Genomic DNA, 10,743 nt, shown 5'->3' on the forward strand with positions numbered 1-10,743 from the left:
CGCCGCGCCGAATACGTGGTCGACCTGGGCCCCGGCGGCGGAGTGGACGGCGGGCGGGTGGTGGCCGAAGGGAGCGTGGACGATCTGATGCGAAGCCCCGAATCGCTGACCGGGCGCTTTCTGGCCGCCCCCCTGCGTCACCCGCTGACGGAGCGGCGGCCCACGGATGTCAAGACCCCGAGCCTCCGGATCGTTAACGCCGACCTGCACAATCTGAAGGGGCTGGAGGTCGCCTTTCCCCTGGGGCGGCTGATCTGTGTCACCGGCGTCTCCGGGAGCGGCAAGAGCACCCTGGTGCGCAGCGTCCTCCATGACAATCTGCGCACGCTGCTGGGTCCCCGGAGGGATGCAGGGGCTCAGCATGCTGCGCCCCTGCGCGGCTGTCGTGAGATCATCGGATGGGAGACGACAGAGCGCGTCCTGGAGGTCGACCAGACGCCGATCGGCAAGACCCCCCGCTCCTGCCCGGCCACCTACGTCGGATTCTGGGATGCCATTCGCAAGCTCTTCGCCGGCACGCCGGAGGCCCGGATGCGCGGCTGGGGTCCGGCCCGTTTTTCTTTCAACGTGAAGGAGGGTCGCTGTCCCGAGTGCGAGGGACAGGGGCTCAAGAAGATCGCCATGAGCTTCCTCCCCGACGTGCGGGTGACCTGCGAGGCCTGCGGCGGTTCGCGCTTCACCGCGGAGACGCTCCTGGTCAACTTCAAGGGGAAGAACATCTTCGACATTCTCTCGATGAGCGTGGAAGAAGCGGTCCCCTTCTTTGCCGCCCACCCCAAGATCCACCGTTCCCTCGAACTGCTGCAGGAGGTCGGTCTGGGCTATCTCACCCTCGGCCAGCCGAGTCCCACCCTCTCCGGAGGCGAGGCCCAGCGGATCAAGCTGGTGACCGAACTCGCCCGGACTCCCGCACGGCGCGTCACGCGTCACGCATCACGCGTTACACCCAAGAACTCCTCACCCCTCACCCCTCACGCCTCACTGTACCTCCTCGACGAGCCGACAATCGGCCTGCACATGGCCGACGTGGAAAAGCTGATCCGGGTCCTGCACAGACTGGCGGCGGAAGGGAACACGGTAGTGGTCATCGAGCACAACCTGGACATCATCGCCGAAGCGGACTGGATCATCGACCTGGGGCCGGAGGGAGGCGACGACGGCGGGCGCATCGTGGCCCAGGGGCCGCCGGAGGAAGTTGCGAAGACGCTGAAGGGGTCGCATACGGCGGAGGTGCTGGCGGAGTTTCTGACGGACCGGGCGCCGGGAAACAGACCGAGCTGAGGCGGAAATACCAAAAACTGTTAAACAAGGATAAAGGGGATGCGGGGATAAAACCTGTAACCTTGATTTTAAATTTATCCCCTTAATCCCCCTTCATTCCCTGTAAATAAGGGGGTTCTGAAATGAAAAACAGCCGGGAAAAGACATCTCCTCACGGAGAGGACATCCGCCTGCTGGTCGCCACACTCCCTGCCGAACTGCAGGCGGCCCTTCTCAACCGGGCGACGGAGCTGGAGCGGCTTCTCGAGGTGGTGATGGACCTGGGGAGGCCGCCAGAGGCACGGTTTCCCGATGCGGTTGCGCGCCTTTCCGACAAGCCGGTCAGCCAGGAGGACCTGTCTCACGTGACGGCCCTGGTGGGGGAATTCGGAGACGACAACCGGGCGGGGATCGAGCGGACCTTGCACCGCATCTCCGCCATCCGCAACCGCAAGGGGCAGATCATCGGCCTCACCCTCCGTGTGGGCAGGGCGGTCTTCGGGGGGATCGAGCTGCTTCGAGACCTTATCGAGACGGGGCAGAGCCTGCTGATCCTGGGCCGACCGGGGGTGGGGAAGACCACCAAGCTGCGGGAGATGGCGCGGGTCCTGGCCGACGACCTGCATAAGCGGGTGGTCGTCATTGATACCTCCAACGAGATCGCCGGTGACGGCGACATCCCCCATCCGGGGATCGGCAGCGCGCGGCGGATGCAGGTCCCCCGGGTGGATCGCCAGCACGCGGTGATGATCGAGGCGGTGGAGAACCACATGCCCGAGGCGATCATCGTCGACGAGATAGGCACCGAGGCCGAGGCGGTCGCGGCCCGCACTATCGCCGAGCGCGGGGTGCAGCTCATCGGCACCGCCCATGGCAATTCCCTGGAGAACCTGATCAAGAACCCCACCCTCTCCGACCTGGTGGGGGGCGTCCAGGTGGTGACCCTGAGCGACGAGGAGGCGAGGAGGAGGCGCACCCCCAAGACGGTGAGCGAGCGCCGCGCCCCTCCCACCTTCGAGATCGTGGTGGAGATGGTGGATCGGGATGAGGTCATCGTCCATGCCGACACTGCGGCGGCGGTCGACACCCTCCTGCGCGGCACCCTCCCCCGGGGCGAGCGGCGCGAACAATCCGCCTGTGGCGAGATCCACGTGCGGGCGCAGGAGGAAGAGCACAAGCGAACTCCGTCCACGCAGGCGGGAGAGCCGGTGCGCCGCGGCCCCGCCCGCATCTATCCCTACGCCCTCTCCCGCGATCTTCTCGAGCGGGTGATCCGCAGCATGGGCCTGAACGCCCGAACGGTGGGCGGCCCGGAGCAGGCCGATCTGGTTCTGGCCCTGCGCTCCCGCAGCGACGATCTGCGCCTGCAGCGCATGATGCAGGGGAGCGGTGCCTCCCTCCACTACATCAAGCGCAACACCGCCAACGAAATGCGGCGCCTGCTGGAGCGGACCTTTCATGTGCTGGAGGGGGTCGAGGGGGAAGAGCTGCACGAGATGGTGGCGGAGACCGAGGACGCCATCAGGCATGTCCTGGCGGAAAGGGAGGAGGTGTCCCTCGCCCCTCGACGGCCGGCCCTGCGGAAGGTGCAGCACCGGCTCATCGCCGGCCGGGGGCTCCTGGCCCAGAGTACGGGGAAGGAGCCGAAGAGACACCTGGTTATCCGACCTCCGGAGGAGGAGTGAGGGGGGGCCGCCCTGACTTGATTCTTAATAGCCGGCTTTCTCAGGCTGATCAAAAATGCCCAGATGCAAGGCGCCCGAAAACCCTTGGGATAAGGCGTACCTGGAAGGTACGTCGTTGACGAGGGATGAGGGCAACGCCGCAGATGGGCGTTTTTCATCAGCCTTTCCAGGAGGCGTTCACCTCGCTGATTTGGCCGTTCAGGGTCCAGTAATCGTAGATGATGCCGACCAGGAAGAGGCCTCCAGTCAAGAGATAGATGAGCCCGGTCAGCCACTTTCCCAGATAGAAGCGGTGCACCCCGAAGATGCCGAGGAAGGTGAGGAGGATCCAGGCGACGTTGTAGTCTATGGGACCGGCCGTGTAGCGGATGTCGGCGCTACGATCGAGGGAGGGGATGAGGAAGAGATCGACGATCCAACCGATGAAGAACAACCCCAGGGTGAAAAAGTAGATGGTGCCGCTCACCGGGCGGCCGTAGTAAAAGCGGTGGGCGCCCATGAAGCCGAAAATCCAGAGGATATAGCCGATCGCCTTGCTGTGGGTGTTCATGACGTTTGTTTCCTTTGGAAATCAGTATAGTCCGCGGGCCTCGGGGCCTCTCATCTCCACTTCTCCTCGAAGACGATTTCCTCCAGCGGCTTGCGCGAAGGTCCTTCCTTATTCTCCCCCTCCGGATAGCCCAGGGGAAAGAGCCCGACGATGCGGATGGTCGCGGGGATGCCGAGGAGATCGCGGACCTTCTCCTCGTCGAAGACCCCGACGAAAACGGTTCCCAGCCCCTGTGCATGGGCGGCGAGCATCAGGTTCTCGGCGGCGATCCCGATATCTGTCAGGTAATAGTGCTGCTCCCCTAGTTCCCCCGACAGCTCGGAGTCGGCGCAGGCGACGATGACCACCGGCGCCTCGGCCAGGGCTTTCTTGGCGGGATTGGTCTTGTACCCTTTGGGGGCGAAGAAGGCCTCGACGTAGGAAAGGTTGCTGATCTTCCCTCGAACTTCAGGATTCTTCACCACCACGAACCGCCAGCACTGCAGGTTGGCCCAGGATGGCGCCAGGCGGGCCGCCTCGAGTACCATCCTGAGCTTCTCCTCCTCCACCGGTTTATTCTTAAATTTGCGGATGCTTCTCCGGGTACGGATCGCTTCCATGACGTCCATTGCGGTTCTCCTTTTTCTATCAGATTGGGCGGAATGCATTCACTCCTGCTTGATCGTCAAAACACCCGATCTCTGATCCTTGAACCTTGAACCGTGAACCTTACAGCACCACCAACTCCTCGCTGCTGAAGGTGATGTGCTTGAGGCCGTCCTTGGCGACCCAGAAGGTGTTCTCCACGCCGACGGCGCCGAGGCCGGGGTAGACGGCCTTGGGCTCGAAGGCGAAGGTCATGTTCTCTTCGAGGAGCTGGTCGGAGAAGCCGCGGGCGATGAAGGGGTATTCGTCAATCTCGGTGCCGATGCCATGGCCGATGAAGGAAACCTGGGCACCCGACGAGCCCATGAAGTGCTCCGCGTAGCCCATGTCCACGGCCATCCGGTGGCACTCGTCATACACCGCCCCCCAGGCGATCCCCGGCAGAGCGATCTGCTTGGCGTGCTGCTCGATCTTGACCATGTCGTCGTAGGCTTTCAGCAGCAGGTCGGGGAGGCCGCCGACGCAGAAGATGCGGGTCTGGTCGACGAGGTAGCCGTCGAAGGCGCCGGTGAAGTCCACCACGATCGGCTCGTTCGCCTCGATGCGCTTGTAGCTCGGCCCCTGCCCCACCGAAGGATTCACCCCGAGACCGCCCAGGGGTGTGTCGTTGAAGGCCGGCACGGCGCTGTCGGGGCCGGAGAAGACCTGTCCATAGAAAAGTTCCGAGTTGAAGCCGCGCATCCTGACCAGCCCCTGGTGGCCGGCCTTGCGGGCGGCATACTCGAGCTCGGCAGCCAGCTCAAGATCGGTCATGCCCACTTTGATCACCTCCCGGGCCCGTTGGCAGACCTTCTCAACCTGGAGGGCGGCATCCTTCATGATCTCGATCTCATAGCTTGATTTAACCGAGCGCACGGTACGGATGAGGTTCGAGACGTCGACGATCTCGCAGCCGGGGAGCACGTTCCGGAAACGTCCGAAGAGGGCTACGGGGAGGACGTCCAGTTCCATGCCGGCTTTCTTCGGCAGCGGCAGGTTGAAATCGGAGAGGATCTCGGGGATGTTGCGCGGGCTCTTGAAAGGGACGATCTCCTTCAGGCCGCACTCCATGCGCGCCCGGGTGTATTCCTTGCGCACCATATAGACCGGCTCGCCCGAGGCCGGAACATAGAGAACCCCCTGCTGAATGGAGCCGGTGAAGTAGAACAGATCGGCGTTCTGCAAGAGAAGAACGGCGTCGAGTCCGGCATCTTGCATCAGCCTTTGTAGTTTCTGGCACCGGTCCTTGAGCTCGCTGGCGGGGGTGATTCGCATTTTTTCCTCCGAGAGAATCAGATTGAAGAATAAAGTACTAATTTTTCACCACAGAGGCACAGAGGACACGGAGAAATCCATATTCCCGAGAAGATTTTTCTCTATGTTCTCCGTGCCTCCAGTGAGCGGAGCGAACGGGTGGTGTATCCATTGCATTCAAGCCGTAGCTGCCGCGATATCCGGGAGATCCAGCTCGCGGATGGCCATCTCGCGCAGCTTGAACTTCTGGATCTTGCCGCTGGCGGTCATGGGATAGTCCTCCACGAAAGTGACGTAGCGGGGGATCTTGAAATTGGCGATGCGGCCGCGGCAGAAATCCCGGATCTCCCCGGCGGTGCATTCGACCCCCTTCTTAAGTTTGACGGCGGCCATGACCTGCTCGCCGTACCTGCGGTCGGGGACGCCGTAGACCTGCACGTCGGAAATCTTGGGATGAGTGTACAGGAACTCTTCAATCTCGCGGGGGTAGATGTTTTCACCGCCTCGGATGATCATGTTCTTGATGCGGCCGGTGATCCGGCAATAACCGCCTTCGTCCATCACCGCCAGGTCACCGGTGTGGAGCCACCCCTCGGCATCGATGGCCCGAGCGGTCTCCTCGGGCATCTTGTAGTATCCCTTCATCACCAGGTAGCCTCGGGTACACAGCTCTCCCTGACCGCCGGGCGGAAGGATAGCGCCGCTTTCGATGTCGACAATCTTCATCTCGACATCGGGGAGGACCCGGCCGACGGTGGAAACGCGCAGCTCGATGGGATCGTCGGTGCGGGTTTGGGTGATGACCGGGGACGATTCGGTCTGGCCGTAAGCGATGGTTATTTCGGAGCAGTGCATGTCGCTGATGACCCGCTTCATCACCTCGATGGGACAGGGGGAGCCGGCCATGATGCCGGTGCGCAGAGTGGACAGGTCGTACTTTTTGAAGTTCGGATGCTCCAGTTCCGCGATAAACATGGTGGGAACCCCGTGCACGGCGGTGCATTTCTCAGCCTCGATGGTCCGCAGCACCTGCTCGGGATCGAAAGTCTCCACCGGCACCATGGCGGAGGCGTGGGAAACGCACGCGAGCACTGCCAGCACGCAGCCGAAGCAGTGGAAAAAGGGGACGGGGATGCAGAGGCGGTCCTCCTCGGTGAATTTCATACATTCGCCGATGTTGAACCCGTTGTTGACGATATTGTGATGGGTGAGCATGACCCCCTTGGGAAAGCCGGTGGTACCCGAGGTGTACTGCATGTTGATCACCTCGTGCTCATGGAGGCTCGCCTTGATGCGGGCCAGTTCGGCATTGCCGATCTCCTCCCCCATCCTTTCCAGCTCGGCATAAGCGAGCATCCCCGCGGGAGCCTCTTCTCCGAGGAAGACAATGTCCCTGAGAAACGGCAGCCGGCGGCTGAGCAGGCGACCGGGAGAAGCCTCCCATATTTCGGGAACGATCTCGCCGACGGTTTCCACGTAATCGGTGTCCTTGAACCCCTGCACCAGGAAGAGGGCGACGGAATCGGACTGTTTCAGCACGTACTCAAGTTCCGTCGATTTGTAATTGGTGTTGACGGTTACCAGAACGGCGCCGATCTTGGCCGTGGCGAACTGCAGCACCACCCACTCAGGCACATTGGTCGCCCAAATGGCGACATGATCCCCCTTGCGAATGCCGAGCCTCACCAACCCCTTGGCCACGCGGTCGGTAAGGTCGTCGAATTGCCGGTAGCTGTAGCGCAGCCCCCGGTCGGTATAAACAAGAGCATCCCTGTTCGGGAAACGGCGGGCGGCATCCTCCAGCAATCCGCCCATGGTGAAGTTCAGCGCCTCGGCCATGGGACAAATCCTCCGTGCTGCGGCGGGAAAACCGGCAGCAGTCTGCATGTTGATTTTCAAATGCTTAGTTTTAAACCGGTTTTTTTGATATCACAGCGGATTGTTTTCGTCAAATTTAAAAGTAGAGATGACCTGATGTCCGGCGGAAGCCAAAGACACGAAAACTGTTGATATGCCATCGGAATCGGGCTGACGGTTTTCATTTCTGCCTGGAAAGTGAACATAATTCAGGCCGGGTGATTTTTTTCTAGGCAAAAGGCCAGATATCGCGAGCCCCTCGCATCCGCACACCGGCCTGAGGTCCTTTTCCACAGTCCTATCCACAAATCATGTGGATGCACCTGCCCCCGGGAACGGAACGGACCTCTATTGAAGTTTCTCGGCCCGTATCACCTCGGGAGTGACCATCCCTCCGGACATGACGATTTTCATCGCCTCTTCAACACCGAAGGCTGCGGGATAAACCCTGTGCTCCTCAAGAATCAGAACGTAGCCGGAGGTGGGGTTGGGAGAGGTGGGGATGAAAACGGTGTGATACTTCTTGCCGGATGCGGAACGGACACTGTTGGTGATGAAGGCGATGGAATAGCTGTCCTCCATGGGGAATTGGACATAGACCGCCCGGCGAAAGCTGCCGTTTTTTCCCGCTGAAAACACATGGAGGATCTGCTTCGAGGAGGTGTAGATGGACTTCACGATGGGAATGCGGCTGAGCAGCCGTTCCCAGTAGTCCACCAGGCGGCGGCCGAACATGTTGGTGGCGACCACCCCGGCGCCGTAGATGACCAGGATTCCGGCGATCATCCCCAAGCCGGGGATGTAATGCCCCTCGCCGAAGAAGAAGTGCGCCGTTTTCTGGATGGCGGGAGCCAGGACGCCGTCGGCCAGGTTAAACAGGAAGCGGAGGATGAAAATGGTGATCCCCAGGGGGATGACCACCAACAACCCGGTGCCGAACCTGTTCTTGAGATGTTTGAGCAGCGACCGCCACAGGCCCGGCCTGCCGGTTGTCAACGTCGGTTCCTCCACGAAGCGCCTCCTGCCGGAATCGTTGGGTGAAATCCCTCGCCCTATGGCAAAGGGCATGTCTTTTCAGACATGCCCTTTGTATCACGATTCGCATCGAGAATCACCAGCTAACCTTCTTCGACGTACTCACACCCCAGGTCCTCGTCGGCCAGAAGGCCGGAGCAGTCGGGGCACACCCGTTCGCCGGTGTCCTCTGCAACCAGAAGTTCATCCTCAGCGTATAGCATTCCGCACCTGCTGCAGCGTTCATCCTTCATAAGAACCTCCTCTGATGTCTCATTCTAAAAGTTTACGGCAATCTCCAGAGAAGGCAAGGAGCAGGTCAGGATGCCATGGCGGATTCCAGCTCGGCAAGACGCTCCTTCAGCGCCTTTTCCTTTTTCCAGCGTTCGGTGGCGTCGCGCATGATGGCCGCAATCCCCCCCAGTGTTCCGTCATCGTCGCGCAGCATGACGATGGAGAATTCGACGGAGAGGCGGTGGCCGTCGCGATGGGCGGCCGGAACCGCCAGAAGTTTCGATCCATAGACGGTTTCACCCGTGGCCATGACCCGGTGATACCCTTCCCAGTGCCGGGCCCGCATCGGTTCCGGGATGATCAGGTCGAGACTCTGACCGAGAGCTTCCTCGGACGAGTAGCCGAAAAGAGAGGCGGCCCCGGCATTCCACAGGCGGATGATCCCCTGCCGGTCGGCCAGCATGATCGCATCCGGTGCTCCTTCGATGATCTGTCGGAAAGTATTGTCTTTCAGGGGTATCATCATTACGATTCCTTATGGGTTCTGGATGTAGGCGTTCCGGCGGGTGTAGAACCACCAGTTGAGGATCAGGCAGAGGAGGTAGAATACGGCGAATCCGTAGAGAGCGTATTCCGGAGTCGTCGCCTTGATCTGCTCTCCGAAGACCTGGGGAATGATGAATGCCCCGTAAGCGGCCACGGCGGAAGTCCAGCCCAGGACCGGTCCAGCCTGCTCCTTGTCGAAAATTATGGCGATGGAGCGGAAGGTGGAGCCGTTGCCAACACCGGTGGCTGCGAACAGAACGATGAAGAGAATGAGGAAGGGGACGAAGAACTTTTCCGGAGTCGGCGAGGCGTAGGCGGACTTCATGAAGTAGGCGCAGCCGAAGGCCGAGATTATCATGACGATGGAGACCCATTGAGTGACGATGGCTCCGCCGAGCTTGTCGGCGATTTTGCCGCCGACGGGACGGATCAGGGCGCCGATGAAAGGACCCATCCAGGCGTACATGAGAGCGCTGGGACCGTTCGGATTGGCCGTTCCGTGGGTCATCACCCCGTCAACGATGATATGGGAGAAACCGAAGATAACCTTGATGGAAAGGGCGAAGGCCGCGGAATAGCCGATGAAGGAGCCGAAGGTCATGGTGTAGATGATGGTCATGGCCCAGGTATGCTTGTTGCCGAAGATCTTGTATTGGCGCTCCAGGTTGGCCCGCAATCCTCCTGAGGTGAGGTATTTCATCCCGAAAACGGTCGCCGCGATGACCAGCGGCAGCACGATCCACTTGCTGAGCAGACCGAGTCCGACGGGGGCGGGAAGCAGCACGTAGAGGCCTGCGGCGGCGGTGATGAAGGCGATCAGCAGAAGACCGCTGATTTTGGCGAAGGCGTGGGGGGGGGAGCCGATGTGGGGTGAGACGGCATCGATCGTGATGTTGTTCATGCCGAACCAACTGGCGAAGGCCAGCGGAATGAGCAGGACCAGCCATACGTATCCGGCGTTGTGAATGTAGGTTTCGGTACCGGCGGGAATTTTGCCGATGAGCGTGCCGCTGGTATTGATCAGAGTCATCGGATCGCCGCCGAAAATCCCCGCGGTCATCACCAGGGGGATCAGGATCTGCATGGTGGTGACTCCGAAATTGCCCAGGCCTGCGTTCAACCCGAGAGAAGTCCCCTGGACTCTTTTAGGGAAGAAGAAGCTGATGTTGGACATGGATGAGGCGAAATTGCCGCCGCCTATGCCGGAGAGAAGGGCAAGAATGTAATAGACCCAGATCGGAGTCGACATATCCTGCAGGGCGATGCCGGTGCCGACTGCGGGGAGCATCAGCAGCGCCGTGGTGAAGAAGATGGTGTTGCGGCCGCCGGCGATACGGATCAGAAAAGAGCTCGGAATCCGCAGGGTGGCCCCGGACAGTCCGGCGATGGCCGAGAGGGTGAAGAGCTCGGACTGGGAAAAGGGGAAACCCAGATTCAGCATCTGGACGGTAATAATGCTCCAGTAGAGCCAGACGGCGAACCCGCAAAGCAGACAAGGAATGGAGATCCACAGGTTGCGGGTGGCGATCTTCTTCCCTTCGGTTTCCCAGAAATGTTCGTCCTCGACATCCCATTTATAAAGATTCGACATTTTTTTCCTTCCTTTCAGTGCTTCCGAATTCAATTTTTAATGCTTCGTAAAAACTCAGATGGCTAAGCAAAAATTTCGTCCTACAAGGCCTGGTGGTTTTTCAGGGGCGAAGGCATACATCAGGTATG

General features: G+C 60.6%; 8 protein-coding genes and 1 pseudogene. 2 read left to right on the forward strand and 7 right to left on the reverse strand.

Annotation, left to right across the window (positions count from 1 at the left end; translation table 11 throughout):
• Together DTF_RS27080 and DTF_RS0105800 are read left to right on the forward strand one after the other, a co-directional pair.
• Window positions 1-1,281: pseudogene (locus DTF_RS27080) on the forward strand (excinuclease ABC subunit A); the annotation flags it as partial.
• 122 nt (window positions 1,282-1,403) lie between these two features.
• On the forward strand, window positions 1,404-2,945 hold the full coding sequence (locus DTF_RS0105800; RefSeq protein WP_051360979.1) for a R3H domain-containing nucleic acid-binding protein: 1,542 nt from the start codon (window positions 1,404-1,406) through the stop codon (window positions 2,943-2,945).
• Between the two features lie 157 nt (window positions 2,946-3,102).
• On the opposite strand, the gene DTF_RS0105805 is transcribed toward DTF_RS0105800, so the two are convergent.
• From DTF_RS0105805 to DTF_RS0105840, 7 genes are all read right to left on the reverse strand, one after another.
• Window positions 3,103-3,495: a TM2 domain-containing protein gene (locus tag DTF_RS0105805; protein ID WP_027714563.1), complete on the reverse strand. Its 393-nt coding sequence runs from the start codon at window positions 3,493-3,495 to the stop codon at window positions 3,103-3,105.
• 50 nt (window positions 3,496-3,545) lie between these two features.
• Complete coding sequence (locus tag DTF_RS0105810; protein WP_027714564.1) at window positions 3,546-4,103, reverse strand: nitroreductase family protein; 558 nt, start codon at window positions 4,101-4,103, stop codon at window positions 3,546-3,548.
• Window positions 4,104-4,203: 100 nt separating this feature from the next.
• The gene (locus tag DTF_RS0105815) at window positions 4,204-5,394 is read right to left on the reverse strand and encodes a Xaa-Pro peptidase family protein (RefSeq protein WP_027714565.1); all 1,191 of its coding nucleotides are present in this window, start codon (window positions 5,392-5,394) and stop codon (window positions 4,204-4,206) included.
• 156 nt (window positions 5,395-5,550) lie between these two features.
• On the reverse strand, window positions 5,551-7,212 hold the full coding sequence (locus DTF_RS0105820; RefSeq protein WP_027714566.1) for an AMP-binding protein: 1,662 nt from the start codon (window positions 7,210-7,212) through the stop codon (window positions 5,551-5,553).
• 366 nt (window positions 7,213-7,578) lie between these two features.
• Window positions 7,579-8,241, reverse strand: a complete 663-nt coding sequence (locus tag DTF_RS0105825) for a DUF502 domain-containing protein (RefSeq protein WP_226989192.1) — start codon at window positions 8,239-8,241, stop codon at window positions 7,579-7,581.
• Window positions 8,242-8,563: 322 nt separating this feature from the next.
• Complete coding sequence (locus tag DTF_RS0105835; protein ID WP_035055934.1) at window positions 8,564-9,004, reverse strand: PAS domain S-box protein; 441 nt, start codon at window positions 9,002-9,004, stop codon at window positions 8,564-8,566.
• Between the two features lie 9 nt (window positions 9,005-9,013).
• A complete protein-coding gene (locus tag DTF_RS0105840) occupies window positions 9,014-10,615 on the reverse strand; it encodes an MFS transporter (RefSeq protein WP_027714569.1) in 1,602 nt (533 codons plus the stop codon).
• Between the last annotated feature and the right edge of the window lie 128 nt (window positions 10,616-10,743).

It is taken from the genome of Desulfuromonas sp. TF (assembly GCF_000472285.1).
In the GTDB taxonomy this organism is placed as follows: Bacteria; Desulfobacterota; Desulfuromonadia; order Desulfuromonadales; family ATBO01; genus ATBO01.